Origin of the sequence: Variovorax restrictus (assembly GCF_051216715.1) — a bacterium.
Classification (GTDB): Bacteria; Pseudomonadota; Gammaproteobacteria; order Burkholderiales; family Burkholderiaceae_C; genus Variovorax.
On sequence record NZ_JBPJZH010000003.1, the window covers coordinates 99,689 to 117,533 of the forward strand.

A 17,845-nucleotide genomic window follows, 5' to 3' on the forward strand; every position below is an offset into this window, starting at 1 on the left:
CTGATGAAACTCTTGATCACCGGAGGCGGTGGCTTCCTCGGCGCGCGACTCGCGCGCACCCTGCTGGCCCGCGGCACGCTCGACGGCCAGCGCATCGAGCGCATGGTGCTGACCGACATCGCGCCGCCGCCCGCCGACCTTGTGGCCGACGCGCGCGTCGAAGCGCGCACCGGCCCGCTTTTGACGCAAACCGAGGCGCTCAAGACCGAGGCCTTCGACGGCGTGTTCCACCTGGCATCGGCCGTGTCGGGCGAATGCGAGGCCGACTTCGACCTTGGGCTGCGTTCCAACCTCGACAGCACGCGCGCGCTGCTCGACGCGCTGCGCGCGCAGGTCAACGCGGGCGGCAAGGTCACGCGCTTCGTCTTCTCCAGTTCGGTCGCCGTGTTCGGCCCCGACCCGGCCGTGCCTTTCCCGAAGCTGGTGGCCGACGACACGCTGCCCACGCCGCAGACCTCGTACGGCACGCAGAAGCTCATCTGCGAGCACCTCATCGCCGACTACACCCGCAAGGGCTACCTCGACGGCCGCGCCGCGCGCCTGATGACGGTGACGGTGCGCCCCGGCAAGCCCAACGGCGCCGCATCGTCCTTCTTCAGCGGCATCATCCGCGAACCGCTGGCGGGCGTGGAATCGATCTGCCCGGTGTCGCCCGACGTGTCGCACCCGATGGCCTCGCCTACGCGCACGGTCGAAGGGCTCATCGCGGTGTACGAAGCCACGCGCGAGGCCTTCGTCGGCCGCACCGCGCTCAATCTGCCGGGCCTCAATGTGCGCGTGGCGGACATGCTCGATGCGCTGGAAGAAGTGGCCGGCCCCAAGGTGCGCGCGCTGGTGCGCTTCGAGCGCGACGAGCGCGTGGCCGGGATCGTGGCCAACTGGCCGGCCGGCGCGACCGCCGTGCGGGCCGGCCGGCTCGGTCTGCACCCGCACGACAGCTTCGCGGACATCATCCGGCTCTACATCGACGACTGCAAGGCGCAGCCGAACGCCGATCAAACCCTGAAGGGACTGTCGCTGTGAAAAAGAAAAGCCCCACGCCGCGCAGCCAACCGAAGACGCCCAAGGGCGCACTGAAACTGCGCTCGCAGGCGTGGTTCGACAACCCCGCCAACACCGACATGACGGCGCTCTATCTCGAGCGCACGATGAACTACGGCCTCGGCTTCGACGAACTGCAGTCGGGCCGCCCGATCATCGGCATCGCGCAGACCGGCTCGGACATCGCGCCCTGCAACCGCCACCACATCGTGCTGGCGGAGCGCGTGAAGGAGGGCATTCGCGACGCGGGCGGCATCGCCTTCGAGTTCCCGATCCATCCGATCCAGGAAACCTGCAAGCGCCCGACGGCCGCACTCGACCGCAACCTGCAGTACCTGTCGCTGGTCGAGATTCTCTACGGCTACCCGATCGACGGCGTGGTGCTCACGACCGGCTGCGACAAGACCACGCCGGCGCAGCTGATGGCGGCCGCCACGGTGGACATCCCGGCCATCGCGCTCAACTCGGGCCCCATGCTCAACGGCTGGTACAAGGGCGAGCGCACCGGCTCGGGCACCATCGTGTGGAAGGCGCGCGAGCTGCTTGCCGCCGGCGAGATCGACGACAAGGGCTTCCTCAAGCTGGTCGCGTCATCGGCCCCGTCCACCGGCCACTGCAACACGATGGGCACCGCGTCGACGATGAACTCGTTGACCGAAGCGCTCGGCATGACGCTGCCCGGCAGCGCCGCGATTCCCGCGCCGTACCGCGATCGGCAGGAGATGGCGTACATGACGGGCAAGCGCATCGTCGAGATGGTGCGAGAGAACTTGAAGCCGTCAGACATCATGACCCGCGCCGCCTTCGAGAACGCGATCATCGTGAACTCCGCCATCGGCGGCTCGACCAACGCGCCGATCCACCTCAACGCCATCGCCCGCCACATCGGCGTGGAACTGCACACCGCCGACTGGGAGAAGCACGGCTACAAGATCCCGCTGCTGGTGAACCTGCAGCCGGCCGGCGAGTATCTCGGCGAGGACTACTACCGCGCCGGTGGCGTGCCGGCCGTGGTGGCCGAGCTGATCGCCAAGGGCCTGATCCAGCCCGCGCTCACGGCCAACGGCAAGACCCTCGTCGAGAACTGCGAAGGGCGCTTCACCGAGGACCAGAAGGTGATCTTCCCGTACGCCAAGCCGATGAAGAAGAACGCCGGCTTCCTGAACTTCAAGGGCAACCTGTTCGACTCGGCGATCATGAAGACGAGCGTGATCACGCCGGAGTTTCAGGAGCGCTACCTCAACGATGCGAAGGACCCGATGGCCTTCGAAGGCACGGCCGTGGTGTTCGACGGGCCGGAGGACTACCACCGCCGCATCGACGACCCGAAGATGAAGATCGATGCACACAGCATCCTCTTCATGCGCGGCGTCGGCCCGGTCGGCTACCCCGGCGCAGCCGAGGTGGTGAACATGCGGGCGCCGAGCTACCTGCTGAAGAAGGGCATCACCGCACTGCCGTGCATCGGCGACGGCCGGCAGTCGGGCACCTCGGGCTCGCCGTCGATCCTCAATGCCTCGCCCGAAGCGGCGACCGGCGGCGCGCTGGCGCTGCTGCAGACCGGCGACCGCGTGCGCATCGACCTGAAGAAGCGCACGGCGAACATGCTGGTGTCCGACGAAGAGCTGGCGGCGCGGCGCGCCAAGCTCGATGCGGCCGGCGGCTATCCGTATCCGCCGAGTCAGACGCCGTGGCAGGAGATTCAGCGGGCGGTGGTCGACGAGTTGTCCGAAGGCATGGTGCTGAAGCCGGCGGTGAAGTATCAGAAGATCCATGCGACGTTTGGGGTGCCGCGGGACAACCACTGAATCTGTCGCCGCCCTGAGCCACGCGCGAGTCCGCAGCAATCCCCGGCATCCGCCTGCAAGCGATGTAGGCGCATTCGACGCCTGATCGGCTGCGTCTTGCGGCAAGGTCACGCAGTGACTTCCATCCTGCAGACCCTCTTTCCCCGCCGCCGGCTGACCGTCGCCGCCGTGCTGTCGCTGGGCCTCCACGGCGTCGGCACGGCACAGACATCGATGCCTTCGCCTTGGGCGACGCGCCTGTCGGCGTCGCTCTCGCAGATCGACGCCGACCATTCGGCCCGCATCGGCGTCTATGTGCGCGACCTCGACACGGGTGAGACGGTCTCGCACAAGTCCACCCAGCGCTGGTACCTCGCCTCGATGGTGAAGGTGCCGGTGGCCATCGCAGTGTTGCGCGGCGTGGAGCGCGGCGACTTCACGCTCGACACGCCGGTGACGCTGCGCGCATCGGACTATGTCGACGGGGCGGGCAGCACCAACCGCAAGCCGGTGGGTGCGTCGGTGCGCATCCGTGCGCTGCTGGAGCAGATGATTCTCTACAGCGACAACACGGCGAGCGACATGCTGATCGACCTGGTCGGCATCGCCGAGGTCAACGCCGTGGTCGAGTCGCTGGTGCCCGGGAAGTTCGGTCGTATCACCAGCTTGTCTGACGTGCGTCGCGCGATCTACGGGCAGCTCACGCCGCGCGCGGAGCGTATCGAAGGGCGCGACTGGGTGATGCTGCGCCGTCAGGCGAACGATGCGGAGCGGCTCAGGCTGCTGTCGCACCTGACGGGCACCTCTGTCGCGGATTTCCGCCTGCCCAGCCTCGATGCGGCCTACGCCGCCTACTACGCGAGCGGGCTCAATGCCGCGCCGCTCGAGGCCTTCGGCGAGCTGCTCGAAGCGCTGGTCGACGGCAAGGCGCTGCGGCCGACCTACACCGGCTACCTGCTGGCGATGATGGAGCGCGTCGTTACCGGCAAGCGTCGCATTCAGCTGGGGCTGCCCAAGGACGTGCGCTTCGCACAGAAGACCGGCACGCAGCGCGGCCGCATCTGCGACGGCGGGCTGATCCGCACGCAGGCCACCGCGTCGACCTCGCGCCGCATCCTGGTCGTCGCCTGCACGCGCGACGAACCGTCGCTGGAACGTTCCGAAATCGCGCTGGCGCACGTCGGCGCCGCCATTTGCCGATCCGGCCTGCTCAATGAAGGGGTTCCCGATGCTTCGTCCTGCCCTGCGCTTCCGGGCGCTGATCGCCTGCCTCTCGTTCCTGCTGAGCGTTGACGCGGCGCGCGCCGCCGAGTGGTCCGACGGGTTGAAGCGCGCGGTCGAGCGTATCGACCGCGAATCGCCGGGCACGCTCGGTGTCTACGTCAAGCGGCTGAACGGCGGCGAGACCTTTTCCCATGGTGCCGACCGCTTCTGGTACCTCGGCTCGACCGCGAAGGTGCCGATCGCCATCGCCACGCTGCAGGCTGTCGATGACGGCCGGCTCAAGCTGTCGGACACGCGCAAGCTCGAAGCGACCGACCGCATCGAGGCCGGCCAGCTGGTGTGGCGGCCGGTCGGCACGCCGATGACGATCGACTTCCTGCTCAACCGGATGCTGGTCGACAGCGACAACACCGCCGCCACGATGCTGGTGCGAATCGTCGGTGAGGACCGGTTGAACGAGAGTGCGCGCGCCGCGATAGGTGCCGATGGGGTGAAGCGGCTGACCTCGCTCGCGCAAGTGCGCTACGACGTGTACGCCGAGATCCATCCCGACGCGCGCAAGCTGACGAACGACCAACTGGTGCGCGTGGCCTCGGCGCCGCTCGGCCCGCAGCGGGTCGACGCGGTGCGGCGTGCGCTCGGCGTGCCGGCCTCGTCGCTGCAGGCGAAGACCATCGACGAGGCCTACGCGCGCTACTACAAGCAAGGCGCGAACTCGGCCACGCTGGTGGCCTACGGCGGCATGCTCGAGAAGCTGGTGCGCGGCGAGCTGCTGTCCCCGCAGAGCACGCAGCGCATTTTCAAGGACATGAAGATCGACGTCTTCACCAACTACCGCCTGCAGGCCGGCCTGCCGCGCAGCGTGCGCTTCATCCACAAGACCGGCACGCAGTACCGCACCGCCTGCCACTCGGGCGTGATCAACCCCGAGAACGGCGGTCGCGACGCGATCGTGGTGGTGGCCTGCGCGGCCGATCTCGACGAGCAGAAGGAGGCCGGCAAGGTGTTCGAGCGCGTGGGCCGCGCCATCACCGCGAACGTGCTGCCCGCGAAGGCTCAGCGCCCGTAGGCGGCGCCCCCGTCGACCACCAGCGTGGAGCCCATCACGTAGTCGCCGGCGCGCGAGGCCAGGAAGATCGCCGCGCCCGCCATGTCTTCCGGCGTGCCGATGCGCCCGGCCGGGATGCGGTTCTTGACCTCGTCGCCGTTGTCGCGCGCTTCCTTGTTCATGTCCGACGCGAAAGCGCCCGGGGCGATGGCGCTCACCGCGATGCGGTCGGGTGCCAGGCGCAGCGCCATGCGGCGCGTGAGGTGGATCAGGCCGGCCTTGCTTGCCGCGTACGAGTAGGTTTCCCACGGGTTCACCGACAGGCCGTCGATCGACGCGATGTGGATCACCTTGGCGAGGTGGTCGGTGGCGGCCTTGCGCAGCATCGGCGTGAGGGCCTGCGTGAGGAAGAAGGGCGCCTTCATGTTCAGGTCGACCACCTTGTCCCAGCCGCTCTCGGGGAACTCGTCGTAGGGCGCGCCCCAGGCCGCGCCGGCGTTGTTGACCAGGATGTCGAGCGAGTCCTCGTGCTTCGCATAGGCCGCGACCAGCGCGTTAGCGCCTTCGAGCGTCGACACGTCGGCCGGCAGCGAGACGCAGGGGCCGAAGGCCGACAGTTCCTTGGCGGTCTGGTCGCAAGCCGCCGCCTTGCGCGCGGAGATGTAGACCTTCGCGCCTTGCGCCAGGAAGCCTTCGGCGATCATGCGGCCGATGCCGCGGGAGCCGCCGGTGATGAGCGCGGTGCGACCTTTGAGCGAGAAGAGATGGGTGGTGTCCATGGGTTGTCTCCGGGTGTGTGCGTGCCGCGGCAGCTTAGTGGCCGTCGCACGCCGCCGCCGTCACCAAGGCGCCACGCGCCGGCTCAGCGCAGGGCGTCGAGCTGCGTGCTGATCTCGGCGAAGCCGGGGCGCAGCGCAGTGGTCGGCAGCACACAGCGCGCCTGCAATGCCTGCAGCGCCGGGTCGTCAACACCGCAGCGCGCCAGCAATTCCTCCAGCAGACAGCCGAAGGCGCGCGCCTCGATGCGTTCGAACGCTGTGCCCATCGACGGCGGATGGAAAGACGCCGCGCCGAAGTCGCCCAGCAGCGCGCCGCCCGCACCGTCGTGCAGGATGTTGTGTGCATACAGGTCGCCGTGCATCAGGCCGTTCGCGTGCAGGTGCGCTGCAGCGCTCGCGATGCCTGCGGCGAGCGAGAGTGCTGCGGCAGGCGTGAAGCGGACGTCGGGCGCATAGACGTCGCGCGTGCAGGAGTCCAGGCTCGGTGGCCCGGCTAGCACGCCGAAGGCCGGATCGATCAGCGGCATCACCAGCCCCTGAGCCCCCTCGGGATGGCCGGCGACCCGGCCCATCGCCCCGATCAGCCCGCGGTGCTGGCCCGCGGCGATGCCGGCCGCCATTTCGCTCGAGGGTGAGCCGTCGCTGGTCATCGCACCCTTGAACAGCTTGACCGCCACGTGCTGCGGCGTGCCATCCGGCTGCAGCAACTCGGCCTGCTGGATCACGCCCGACGCGCCTTCGCCCAGCACGGCACCGGTGGCGAGGCGCGACCAGTCGATCTCCGGCAGCGCATGGCCGGCCAGCGCGTGCGCTTCCTGCGTGGCGGTCAGCGGGTTGCCGCCGTGCGCCAGCCAGGCCAGGCGCGGCAGCGTGCTGAGCCAGTCGGGCAGGGCGCTGAAGCGGTTGGCGGCGATGCGCAGGAGCTCGAGCGAGGCGCAACCGGTCGCCATCGTGTCGGGCAGCGCGCTCAGCCGGTTGCCGGCCAGCATCAGCTTCTGCAGACGCGGGCGCTGGCCGAGCTCGAAGGGCAACGACTCGATCGCGTTGTCGGTGAGGATCAGCCAGCGCAGCCGCGCGGGCAGCGCGTCGCCCGGCACGGTGCGGATGCGGTTGGCCTTGAAGCCGACCATCTCCAGCTGCGGGCAGCGGCCCAGCGCGGCCGGCAGGTCGGTGAAGCGGTTGTCGGAACAGAAGATGACCCGCAGACGGTGCAGCCGGGGGAGGTCGTTCGGCAACGCGTCCAGCGCATTGCGCGACAGGTCGAGCACTTCGAGCGTGCCCGCCAGCGCGTAGACCTCGCGTGGAAATTCGGTGAGCCCGGCATCGCGCAGGTCGAGCCGCTGCGTGCCCGCGAGTGCGCCGCTGCGCAGGCGTGCGAGCGTCTGCATGCTCATCGCGTGGCGAAGCGGTAGATGCCGTCGTCCCCGCGCGTGCGCCGCAACTGGCCGGCATGCCACAGCAGGTGGAAGTGCGCGATGGTCTCGCCCATCGCGAAGGTCAGCTGGTGCAGGTCGAGCGCGCGCTTGAACATGATCGGCACGCCCTCGGCCGCCGACAGCGGCCGCTCGCGGCAGCCGGCCAGCAACTCGGCCAGGCGGTCGCGGTGGTGTTCTTCGAGCTGCTCGATGCGGCGGTGCACGCCAGTGAAGGGCTTCCCGTGCGAAGGCAGCGCCAGCACATCGGCCGGCAGTTCACGGAAGCGCGCGATGCTGTCGAGAAAGAGCCGCAGGGAATCCGCCTCCGGCTCGTCGGCGTGCACGCTCACGTTGGTCGAGATGCGCGGCAGCATCATGTCGCCGCCCAGCAGCACGTTGAGTTCCTCGCAGTAGAGCGCGATGTGCTCGGGCGCATGGCCGTAGCCGCTGATGCAGCGCCAGGCGCGCCCGTCGATGTGCACCGTGGTGCCTTCCATCAGGCGCACGTACCGGCTCGGCAGCGCGGGCACCATGTGGCGGTAGTAGCCGGAGCGCTCGCGGATCTTGGCCACCGCCTCCGCGTCGACCAGCCCGTGCGACGCGAAGAACGCCGCCGCCGCGTCGCCGCCGGCGGCGTTGTCGGTGCCGCCGGGGCCGGTCATGTTGCGCGCCACGTAGTAGTCGGTGGCGCTCATCCACAGCGGCACCTTCCAGCGGTCGCACAGCCAGTGGGCCAGGCCGATGTGGTCGGGGTGCATGTGCGTGACGATCACGCGCAGGATGGGCAGGCCCTGCAGCTGCGTCTCGAAGACGCGCGCCCACTGCTCGCGCGCCTCGCTGCGGTCGATGCAGCAGTCGACCGCCGTCCAGCCCTCGACGCCGTCGATGCGGTCGTGCAGCAGCCAGAGGTTGATGTGGTCGAGCGCGAAGGGCAGCGACATGCGGATCCAGCGCACGCCTGGCGCCACCTCGATCGTCTCGCCGGGCGCCGGCAACTGGTCGCCCAGCGGGTAATGGAGTTCGCGTTCGAGGAGGTTCATGTACGATTAGCGGTTGACGTTGACGTCAACGTCACAGGAGGGGCTTTCATTGTAGGCAGCGCTGCGAAAGCCTGCTGTCGCGCCGGCAACGGCCCCGAGCCTGCACAAGAGACTGCACCAGGAGCATTGTTTTTCCGTGCCCACGCCATCGACCTATTCCATCAGCGAGCTCGCCCGGGAATTCGCGCTCACGACCCGCGCGATCCGCTTCTACGAGGACAAGGGCCTGCTGGCGCCCGAGCGATCGGGTGCGGGCGGCCTGCAGCGGGTGTACAGCGCGCGCGACCGCACGCGGCTCGCGCTCACCCTGCGCGCCAAGCGGCTGGGGCTGAGTCTGGACGAGGCAAAGGATATCCTCGACATCTACGACAGCCCGCGCGACACCGCGGCACAGTTGCAGAAGTTCCTCGATGTCCTGGGCGTCCATCGCGGGCAGCTCGAAGCGCAGATGGCCGAACTGCAGGCCAACCTCGCCGAGGTGCAGGCCCAGGAAAAGCAGGCACGCGCCACGCTGGCGCGCGCCCTGAAGACCACGAAGGCGCCCCGCGCCGCGAAGAAGACCCGTGCGCACTGAGCGCACTTAACGAAGCCGAGAACGACCATGCCTGACGAATCGATCGAAGACCTGTTTGCCCACAACCGTGCCTGGTCGGCCCAGATGGAGCGCGACCGTCCGGGCTTCTTCACCAGCCTGGTGAAGCAGCAGACGCCCAAGTACATGTGGATCGGCTGCTCCGACAGCCGCGTGCCGGCCAACCAGATCACCGGCCTGGACCCGGGCGAGGTGTTCGTGCACCGCAACGTCGCCAACATCGTGGTGCACTCCGACCTCAACGCGCTGTCGGCCATCCAGTTCGCGGTCGACATGCTCAAGGTCGAGCACATCATGGTCGTGGGCCACTACGGCTGCGGCGGCGTGAAGGCGGCGCTCGACGGCATCCGCGTCGGCCTGGCCGACAACTGGATCCGCCACATCCAGGACGTACGCGACCGCCACCACGTCATGCTCGAGTCGCTGCCCGAGGAAGTGCGCGCCGATGCGCTGGTCGAACTCAACGTCGCCGAGCAGGTGGTCAACGTGGCCGTCAGCACCGTGATGGTCGACGCCTGGAGCCGCGGCCAGAAGGTGCGCATCCACGGCTGGAGCTTCGGCGTGCACGACGGCCTGTTGCAGGACCTGCAGATGTCGGTCGACGGCAGCAAGCCGCTCGACGCCGTCTACAAGGCCGCGGTGCAGCGCATCCGCTACAAGTGGAGCAAGCCGGGGGAGTCGACCACCATCGTGCCGCGCCCGCGCGCCGAGGCCTCGGTCGATGCGTTGCCGTCCGACGGCATTGACGTCCGGCCTGCGCCGACCCCCTGATTTCCCTGGCGTTCCATCCCCTCAGTTCACAAGGAGACCTCCATGTCCGAATCCATCGTCATCGTCGGCGCCGCCCGCACCCCCATGGGCGCGTTCCAGGGCGACTTCTCTTCCCTTGCAGCACATGACCTCGGCGGTGCCGCGATCAAGGCCGCCGTCGAGCGCGCGGGCATCGACCCGGCCGTGGTCGGCGAGGTGCTGTTCGGCAACTGCCTGATGGCCGGCCAAGGCCAGGCGCCGGCGCGCCAGGCCGCGTACAAGGGCGGCCTGCCCGACAGCGCAGGCGCCGTCACGCTCAGCAAGATGTGCGGCTCGGCCATGAAGGCCGCGATGCTGTCGTACGACATGCTGATGGCCGGCACGCATGACGTGATGGTCGCGGGCGGCATGGAGAGCATGACCAACGCGCCTTACCTCATGCTCAAGGGCCGCGGCGGCTACCGCATGGGCCACGACCGCATCTTCGACCACATGATGCTCGACGGCCTCGAAGACGCCTACCAGCCGGGCCGCTCGATGGGCACCTTCGGCGAAGACTGCGCGGCGAAGTACAGCTTCACCCGCGAGCAGCAGGACGCCTTCGCCACCGCCAGCGTCGAGCGCGCCAAGCACGCCACGGCCGACGGCCTGTTCAAGGCGGAGATCGTGCCCGTCACCGTCAAGAGCCGCAGCGGCGAGACGGTGGTGGCCATTGACGAAGGCCCCGGCAAGGTCAAGCTCGACAAGATCGCGACGCTCAAGCCGGCCTTCAAGAAGGATGGCGGCACCATCACCGCCGCATCGAGCTCGTCGATCAACGACGGTGCGGCGGCGCTGGTCCTGATGACCGAATCGCATGCGAAGAAGATCGGCGCGAAGCCGCTCGCGCGCATCGTCGGCCATGCCACGCACGCGCAGCAGCCCGAGTGGTTCTCGACCGCGCCGGTCGGTGCCGTGCAGAAGCTCTTCGCCAAGACCGGTTGGGGCGTGAAGGACGTCGACCTGTGGGAAGTGAACGAGGCTTTCGCCGTGGTGCCGATGGCGCTGATGAAGGAGATGGGCGTGGCGCACGACATCGTCAACGTGCACGGCGGCGCCTGTGCGCTGGGCCACCCGATCGGCGCGAGCGGCGCGCGCATCATGGTCACGCTCATGCACGCGCTGCAGTCGCGCGGCCAGAAGCGTGGCGTGGCCACGCTGTGCATCGGCGGCGGCGAAGGCACGGCCGTGGCCATCGAACTCGTTTGACATCGGATCGCATGAAGAACAACAACGCGCGCGGATTCGTCGTCGGCATTGCGCTGGGCGCGCTCGCTCTGGCGCCGGCGGCCTGGGCACAGCGGCGCGACAACGTTCTGTTCGACGCCGCCACGGCGGAACGGCCAGCCGTGATTCGGACCCTGGAAGCGCTGGTCAACATCGAGACCGGAACCGGGGACGCCGATGGCATGGCCGCCGCGGGCAGCTATCTCGAACGCGAGCTCAAGGCGCTGGGCTTCTCCGTCGAACGCCGCAAACCCGCGGCCCTGGCCGTGGGCGACAACATCGTCGGCAAGATCAAGGGCCGGGGCGGCAAGAACCTGCTGCTGATGGCGCACATGGATACGGTCTATCCCAAGGGCACGCTGGCCAAGGCACCGTTTCGTGTCGAGGGCAACAAGGCCTACGGCCCGGGCATTGCCGACGACAAGGGCGGCATCGCCGTCATCCTCCATACGCTGAAGCTGCTCAAGGACTACGGCGTGCGCGATTACGGCACGCTGACCGTGATGTTCAACACCGACGAGGAAAAGGGCTCGTTCGGCTCGCGCGACCTGATTCAGGACGAGGCCAGGGCGCACGACTACGTGCTGTCTTTCGAGCCCACCGCCGCGGACAACGAGAGCTTCACGCTCGGCACGTCGGGCATCGCCTACGTCCTGGCCAACGTCAAGGGCAAGGCCTCGCACGCGGGGGCTGCGCCGGAACTCGGCGTCAACGCCGTCGTCGAGGCGGCCGACCTGGTGCTGCGCACCATGGACCTGGACGACAAGGCGAAGGGCCTGCGCTTCAACTGGACCATCGTCAAGGGCGGCGCGGTCAGCAACATCATCCCGGACAGCGCCACCGTCAACGCCGACGTGCGCTACGCCCGCAACGAGGATTTCGAGGCGGCGATGAAGACGCTCGAAGAGCGCGCGCAACAGAAGAAGGTGCCGGGCGCCGAGGTGTCGATCATCGTCACGCGCGGCCGGCCGGCCTTCAATGCGGGCGAGGGCGGCAAGGCGCTGGTCGACAAGGCCCTCGGCTTCTACAAAGAGGCGGGTGGCGCCGCCACGGTGATCGAGCGCACGGGCGGCGGCACCGACGCGGCCTACGCATCGCTCTCGGGCAAACCCGTCATCGAGAGCCTCGGCCTGCCGGGCTTCGGCTACCACAGCGACAAGGCCGAGTACGTGCTGGTCGACGCGATCCCGCGGCGGCTCTACATGGCGGCGCGGCTCATCATGGACCTGGGCGCAGGCAAGTAGCTGGCGACCCCGCTTCGACAAAAAGAAAGAGACACCCCATGCTGCTGACCCCCGATCAGGAAGCCATCCGCGACGCGGTGCGTGACTTCGCACAAAAGGAGCTGTGGCCCCACGCGCCCGCGTGGGACCGCGAGCACGCCTTCCCCAAGGCCGCCCACCAGGGCCTGGCCGAACTCGGTGCCTACGGCATCTGCGTGCCCGAGGAAGACGGCGGCGCCGGGCTCGACTACCTCACGCTCGCACTGGTGCTCGAAGAGATCGCGGCCGGCGATGGCGGCACCAGCACCGCCATCAGCGTGACCAACTGTCCCGTCAACGCGATCCTCATGCGCTACGGCAATGCCGCGCAGAAGAAGCAGTGGCTCTGGCCGCTGGCCCAGGGCCAGATGCTCGGCGCCTTCTGCCTGACCGAGCCGCAGGCCGGCAGCGACGCGTCGAGCCTGCGCACCACCGCCCGCAAGGACGGCGACGCCTACGTGATCGACGGCGTCAAGCAGTTCATCACGAGCGGCAAGAACGGCCACGTGGCCATCGTCATCGCCGTCACCGACAAGGGCGCCGGCAAGCGCGGCATGAGCGCCTTCCTGGTGCCGACCGATGCGCCGGGTTACCACGTCGCACGTCTCGAAGACAAGCTGGGCCAGCACAGCAGCGACACCGCGCAGATCAATTTCGACGGCTGCCGCATCCCGGCCGAGAACCTGATCGGGGCCGAAGGCGAGGGCTACAAGATCGCGCTCGGCGCGCTCGAAGGCGGCCGCATCGGCATCGCCGCGCAGAGCGTGGGCATGGCGCGCAGCGCCTTCGACGTGGCGCTGGCTTACGCCAAGGAGCGTCAGGCTTTCGGTGGCTCGATCTTCGACCAGCAGGCGGTGGGCTTTCGCCTCGCCGAATGCGCGACGCAGCTCGAAGCCGCACGCCAGCTGATCTGGCACGCCGCCGCCCTGCGCGACGCCGGCCGGCCCTGCCTCAAGGAAGCCGCGATGGCCAAGCTCTTTGCCAGCGAGATGGCCGAGAAGGTCTGCAGCGCCGCCATCCAGACGCTCGGCGGCTACGGCTACGTCAACGATTTCCCGTTGGAACGCATCTACCGGGACGTGCGCGTGTGCCAGATCTACGAAGGCACCTCGGACATCCAGAAACTGCTGATCCAGCGCGCGTTGGCGTGAGAGGCTGAGAGCCTGCCAGGCGGCGCCCCGGTGCCGTTGCGCAGACTGCGCCGGGTTGCGTGGCAGTGGGTACGATCGTGACGCCACGAGGCGATGAGGCCGCGGCGGCCCGGCTTTGCACCGACCCGAAGAAGAGGTCGGGCAGGGCCGGAACAGAAGAATCATTCAGGGATGCAGATGACCGATCGATTACACCCGCCGTGTGGCAGGGGGCTGGCTGCCGCCGTCCGCTGGCTCGTCCCCGTCTCCAGCCGTGAGGGCGGCCATCATGAATGACGGCTTCAGTGCCGTCCGGCGCCGTCTGTTGTTGCGAAGCGCCGCCGCCGCAGTCGTCCTCCCCCGCGCTGCCTGGTCTCAGGAGGGTGCCCCGCTGCGACTGGTCGTTCCGTTCCCCGAAGGAGGGCGCACCGGCCACCTGGCCCGGCTGGTGGCCGGGCCGCTCGGGCAGGTGCTGAGCCGTCCGGTGCAGGTGGAACACCGCCGTGGCGAGGTCATGCACGAGATCGCCGCATTCGCGGAAGGGCCGCCCGACGGCAACACCTTGCTGCTCGCGACCATACGACTGCCGCGCCGCGGCGAGCTGGCCCCGGACGCGGAGAACCTGCTCCTGGACAGTCTGGCGCCGGTGACCTTTGTCGCGCGAGATCCCATGGTGCTCGTGATGAACACACAGCGCGCCGAGGCGCTGGGCATTCGCTCGGCAGCGCAGTTGCTGCGATCCCTGCGCACGCGGCCCGGGCGGCTGACGATCGCCACCGGCAACAGGGGTTCGACCGATGGTCATGCGGGCGAACTGTTCAAGAGCCTGACACGCACCTGGCTGGTTGCGCTGCGCACCGACGGACTGACGCCCGATACGCACGCCATCGATGAGGGCCGAGCCGACCTGATGTTTGCGCCCTTGAACGTGGCACGCAGGCCGATCCAGTCCGGTCGGTGGCGCGGGCTCGGCCTGACGGCGACCGCCACGGACGGCCTGCAGATCGACGGGCTGACGCGGGACTACACCGTGCCGTTGCTCGAGTCCGTCGAGCCGGCGCTGCGGCGCTTCGCCGTCTATGACCATTACTCGCTGCTGGCGCCGCCTCGGACGTCGCCAGAGGTGGCAGAGCGATTGCAGGAAGCGATGGCGCAGACGCTGGCCATCGACCGCGTGCGTGCCGACGTGCGCCGTACCGGCGCCGTCCCCGGCGGCGAAACGCCGACGGCCTACCGCCAATGGGAGCGGGATGAGGCCGAGCGTTTGCGCGTGGCTCGCGAGCGCTGGTAAGGCGATGGCCGTGATCGGCCGACGCCGACCACTCGCAAGGCGGCGCTGCTTCGCTAGACGTACTTGCCGGTGATGCCGCCGTCGACGACGAGTTCGGTGCCCGTCACGTAGGCCGCCGCGTCGGAGGCCAGGAAGGCACAGGCATGCGCCACGTCCCAGGCCGTGCCCATGCGGCCCATCGGCACTTGGCGCGCGCGGGCGGCACGCGCATCGTCGAGGCCGGTGTCCGAGAACATCTTCGCCACCGTCGTCGCGATGCGCGGCGTATCGATGAGGCCCGGCACCACGGTATTGGCGCGGATCCCATGCGGCGCGTACTGCTGCGCCACCATGCGGGTGAACTGCGTCACCGCTGCCTTGGTCACGCTGTAGGCCAGGTGCGGGTAACCGATGTAGCGCATGCCGGCCACCGACGAGATGGCGATCAGCGCGCCGCGGCCGCGCTCCACCATGCCCGGCAGCACCTGCTGCGAACACAGCAGCAGGCTGCGCACGTTCACGGCGTGGATACGGTCGAAGTCGTCGGCGCTGGTCTCCATCGGCCCGCCGGTCTGGCCGATGCCGACGTTGTGGTGCAGCACGTCGATGCCGCCGAAGCGCGCGCGGGCCTCGACGAAGAGCCGTTCGACATCCGCCGCTTGCGCCACGTCGCCGACGAAGGTCGCGGCTTCGCCGCCCTCGGCGCGGATCAGCGCGGTGGTTTCCTCGGCCGAGGCGGCGTCGCGGTCGGCCACGCACACGCGTGCGCCCTGGCGTGCGTAGGTGACGCAGGACGCGCGGCCGATGCTCCAGCCCGGGCCGGCCGAGCCGCCGCCGGCGACGAACACGACCCGACCGCCGAGGTCGAGCGGCAGCGCCGGCGTCATGCCTTGTCCTTCCCGCCTTCGCCCACGTACGGGATGGCGTGCTCCACCGTGTCCCAGATGAAGCGGCCCGACGGACTTTGTTGCTCCTCGACGATGTGGGCCACCAGCCCGGCCGCGCGCGAGATCACGGCGAAGCCGCGCATCACGTTCGTCGGCACGCCGATCTCGCCCAGCAGTGCGGCCACGGCGCCGGTGGCGTTGATGGTGATGGGCCGGCCTGCGACCTCGTCGACGGCTTTCGACAGCGTCTCCAGCGCGCGGATCTTGTCGCCCGCCAGTTCGGTCTCGGCGCGGCCCAGTTCGAGGAGCTTGTAGGCGCGCGGATCGACCGGCTTGTGCAGGTGGTGGCCGAAGCCGGGCATGGCGCTCTTCGTCGCCTTGTGCTCGCGCGCGATCGCCAGCGCCTCGGCGGCCGGGTCGGCCGCGGCGGTGATGCGGTCGAGCAGGCGCGAGCAGTTCTCCATCGTGCCCACGAACGAACTGCCCACCGCCAGCAGGCCGGCCGACACGGCGCCCTGCAGGTTCTCCGGCGCGCTCATGTAGATGAGCCGCGTCGCGATGGCGCTGGGTGTGAGGCCGTGCTCCATCAGCACGATCAGCACCACGTCCGTGATGCGCAGGTCGACCGGGCGCGGCGTGCGGCCGAGGATCTGCATCAGCATCACTTCGGTGAAGGTGCGCTTGCCCATCAGATCCTCGACCAGGTCGGCATCGCGGTAGTGCAGGCTGGTGAGCGTGTGCGTGCACAGGCGGGTGACGGGCGGGTTCGTTGTCGATGCCATGAAATGTCTCCGTGTTCGTGAAAGAGGTTGTCAGGCGGTGGCCAGGGCTTGCTCGCGCACCGCGGTCTTGAGCACCTTGCCGACGGGCGAGCGCGGCAGGCTGTCGTGGAAGTGCACGCGCTTGGGCGTCTGCACCGGGCCGAGCCGCTCGCGGACGAAGGCGATCAGCTCGGCCTCGGTGGCCTGCTGGCCAGGGCGAAGCTGCACGGCGGCCTGCACCGTCTCGCCCCACTTGTCGTCGGGAACGCCGAACACCGCGCATTCGTGCACCGCCGGGTGCTGGCCCAGCGCGTTCTCGACATCGACCGGGTAGACGTTGAAGCCGCCGGTGATCACCATGTCCTTGAGCCGGTCCTTGAGGTAGAGGTAGCCGCGCGCGTCGATCAGGCCGCGGTCGCCGGTGTGCAGCCAGCCGTCGACCAGCGTTTCGGCCGTTTTCTCGGGCAGGCGCCAGTAGCCGGTCATGAGGAGGTCGCCGCGCGCCACCACTTCGCCCACCTCGCCGGTCGGCAGCAGGCGGCCGTCGGGCGCCATGACGGCCACGTCGCTGAACCAGGCGGTGCGGCCGACCGCGGCCCAGTTGCGCTCGTCCTCGAAGTCCTCGGGGCGCATCACGGTGAGGATCTGCGGCGCCTCGGTCTGGCCGTAGGTCGTGCCCAGCACCGGGCCGAAGAAGGCGCGCACCTCGCGGATCTTTTCCGGCGGCATCGGCGCGCCGCCGTAGATCAGCCGGCGCAGTTGGGGAAAGTCGTCGCGGCTCGCGCCCGGCAGCGCCATCAGCATGTAGACCAGCGTCGGCGGCATGAAGCACACGGTGCCGCCGCGTTCGCGGAAGGCCGTGCGCACCGCCTCGGCGCCGGCCTCGGCCAGTACCACGTGGCAGCCGCCCTGCGCGAGGATGGGCACGATGTAGGTCGACGTGCCGTGCGTGATCGGCGCCGCGACGATGTAGCGCTCGTGCGCGTCGAAGCGCCACGCATGGATCTGATTGGCGATGTTCGCCATCCAGGCGCGGTAGGGCTGCATCACGCCCTTGGGCACCCCGGTGGTGCCGCCGGTGAACTTGATGGCCTGCGTGGCGCTGTCGGGCAGCGTGAACGCCGGCCGCGACGCGCCGGCATGGCGCGCCACCAGGCCAGCCACCGTGTGTGCGCCATCGCCGGCCGGGCCGTGGGTGTGGATGCGCTCGCCCGGTGCGCCGTCGAGCAGCCCGGCGCAGTCGCCGTCGAGCAGCAGGATGGACGGCGCGGTCGCGTCGACGATACGCCGGATCTCGGGCCGCGTGCTCTTGGGATTGAGCGGCACCCACACCTTGCCGCAGGCCAGCACCGCGAGCAGCGCCGTGATGTGCTCGGCGCTGTTCTTGGCGCAGATGCCAACGCGGCTCTGCGGCGCGGGGTCGATGGCGACGAAGGCCGCTGCCAGCGCGGCGACGCGTGCGGCGAGCGTGTCGTAGCGCGTCGTGCCGTCGGGGGCGTCGATGGCGATGCGCTCGGGCCAGCGCTCGGCGGCGCGCCAGAAGAAGTCGATCGGGTACATAGGCGAGGGGACTCCTGGTGATGAAGGTGCGGC

Annotated in this window: 16 protein-coding genes; 10 read left to right on the plus strand and 6 right to left on the minus strand. The window is 69.2% G+C overall.

Features of this window, described 5'->3' with window-relative positions:
- Window positions 1–3: 3 nt before the first annotated feature.
- The 4 genes from denD to ACSFA0_RS20000 all read left to right on the plus strand — a co-directional run bounded on the left by denD (window position 4) and on the right by ACSFA0_RS20000 (window position 5,121).
- Window positions 4–1,023, plus strand: a complete 1,020-nt coding sequence (gene denD / locus ACSFA0_RS19985; protein WP_435452036.1) for a D-erythronate dehydrogenase — start codon at window positions 4–6, stop codon at window positions 1,021–1,023.
- Window positions 1,020–2,849, plus strand: a complete 1,830-nt coding sequence (locus ACSFA0_RS19990) for an IlvD/Edd family dehydratase (RefSeq protein ID WP_435452037.1) — start codon at window positions 1,020–1,022, stop codon at window positions 2,847–2,849. The genes denD and ACSFA0_RS19990 overlap by 4 nt, the downstream gene beginning before the upstream one ends.
- A gap of 114 nt (window positions 2,850–2,963) precedes the next feature.
- Window positions 2,964–4,121 (plus strand): serine hydrolase, encoded by a 1,158-nt coding sequence (locus ACSFA0_RS19995; RefSeq protein ID WP_435452038.1) that lies wholly within the window; start codon window positions 2,964–2,966, stop codon window positions 4,119–4,121.
- On the plus strand, window positions 4,057–5,121 hold the full coding sequence (locus ACSFA0_RS20000) for a serine hydrolase (protein WP_435452039.1): 1,065 nt from the start codon (window positions 4,057–4,059) through the stop codon (window positions 5,119–5,121). Before ACSFA0_RS19995 ends, ACSFA0_RS20000 begins: the two co-directional genes overlap by 65 nt.
- Here the strand turns inward: ACSFA0_RS20000 and ACSFA0_RS20005 are convergent.
- From ACSFA0_RS20005 to ACSFA0_RS20015, 3 genes are all read right to left on the minus strand, one after another.
- On the minus strand, window positions 5,109–5,879 hold the full coding sequence (locus tag ACSFA0_RS20005; protein WP_435452040.1) for an SDR family oxidoreductase: 771 nt from the start codon (window positions 5,877–5,879) through the stop codon (window positions 5,109–5,111). The two genes, ACSFA0_RS20000 and ACSFA0_RS20005, sit on opposite strands and share 13 nt — an antisense overlap.
- 83 nt (window positions 5,880–5,962) lie before the next feature.
- Complete coding sequence (locus ACSFA0_RS20010) at window positions 5,963–7,267, minus strand: leucine-rich repeat-containing protein kinase family protein (protein ID WP_435452041.1); 1,305 nt, start codon at window positions 7,265–7,267, stop codon at window positions 5,963–5,965.
- Between the two features lie 2 nt (window positions 7,268–7,269).
- Complete coding sequence (locus ACSFA0_RS20015) at window positions 7,270–8,334, minus strand: MBL fold metallo-hydrolase (protein WP_435452042.1); 1,065 nt, start codon at window positions 8,332–8,334, stop codon at window positions 7,270–7,272.
- A 136-nt stretch (window positions 8,335–8,470) separates the two neighbouring features.
- Here ACSFA0_RS20015 and ACSFA0_RS20020 point away from each other — a divergent pair, with 136 nt between their 5' ends.
- From ACSFA0_RS20020 to ACSFA0_RS20045, 6 genes are all read left to right on the plus strand, one after another.
- Window positions 8,471–8,908, plus strand: a complete 438-nt coding sequence (locus ACSFA0_RS20020) for a MerR family transcriptional regulator (protein ID WP_435452043.1) — start codon at window positions 8,471–8,473, stop codon at window positions 8,906–8,908.
- A 27-nt stretch (window positions 8,909–8,935) separates the two neighbouring features.
- On the plus strand, window positions 8,936–9,697 hold the full coding sequence (can, locus tag ACSFA0_RS20025) for a carbonate dehydratase (RefSeq protein WP_435452044.1): 762 nt from the start codon (window positions 8,936–8,938) through the stop codon (window positions 9,695–9,697).
- 42 nt (window positions 9,698–9,739) lie between these two features.
- Window positions 9,740–10,924, plus strand: a complete 1,185-nt coding sequence (locus ACSFA0_RS20030; protein WP_435452045.1) for an acetyl-CoA C-acyltransferase — start codon at window positions 9,740–9,742, stop codon at window positions 10,922–10,924.
- A gap of 11 nt (window positions 10,925–10,935) precedes the next feature.
- Window positions 10,936–12,186, plus strand: a complete 1,251-nt coding sequence (locus tag ACSFA0_RS20035) for a glutamate carboxypeptidase (protein ID WP_435452046.1) — start codon at window positions 10,936–10,938, stop codon at window positions 12,184–12,186.
- Between the two features lie 38 nt (window positions 12,187–12,224).
- A complete protein-coding gene (locus ACSFA0_RS20040; RefSeq protein WP_435452047.1) occupies window positions 12,225–13,355 on the plus strand; it encodes an acyl-CoA dehydrogenase family protein in 1,131 nt (376 codons plus the stop codon).
- Window positions 13,356–13,623: 268 nt separating this feature from the next.
- A complete protein-coding gene (locus tag ACSFA0_RS20045) occupies window positions 13,624–14,625 on the plus strand; it encodes a Bug family tripartite tricarboxylate transporter substrate binding protein (protein ID WP_435452048.1) in 1,002 nt (333 codons plus the stop codon).
- 53 nt (window positions 14,626–14,678) lie between these two features.
- On the opposite strand, the gene ACSFA0_RS20050 is transcribed toward ACSFA0_RS20045, so the two are convergent.
- From ACSFA0_RS20050 to ACSFA0_RS20060, 3 genes are read right to left on the minus strand one after another with little or no spacing between them, the layout of a single operon-like run.
- Entirely contained in the window at window positions 14,679–15,491 is an 813-nt protein-coding gene (locus ACSFA0_RS20050) for an SDR family NAD(P)-dependent oxidoreductase (protein WP_435452049.1), read from the minus strand.
- On the minus strand, window positions 15,488–16,273 hold the full coding sequence (locus tag ACSFA0_RS20055; RefSeq protein ID WP_435452050.1) for a citryl-CoA lyase: 786 nt from the start codon (window positions 16,271–16,273) through the stop codon (window positions 15,488–15,490). Before ACSFA0_RS20055 ends, ACSFA0_RS20050 begins: the two co-directional genes overlap by 4 nt.
- A gap of 30 nt (window positions 16,274–16,303) precedes the next feature.
- Window positions 16,304–17,812 carry a class I adenylate-forming enzyme family protein gene (locus ACSFA0_RS20060; RefSeq protein ID WP_435452051.1) on the minus strand — a complete coding sequence of 503 codons (1,509 nt, stop codon included), beginning with the start codon at window positions 17,810–17,812 and terminating at the stop codon, window positions 16,304–16,306.
- Window positions 17,813–17,845: the final 33 nt, after the last annotated feature.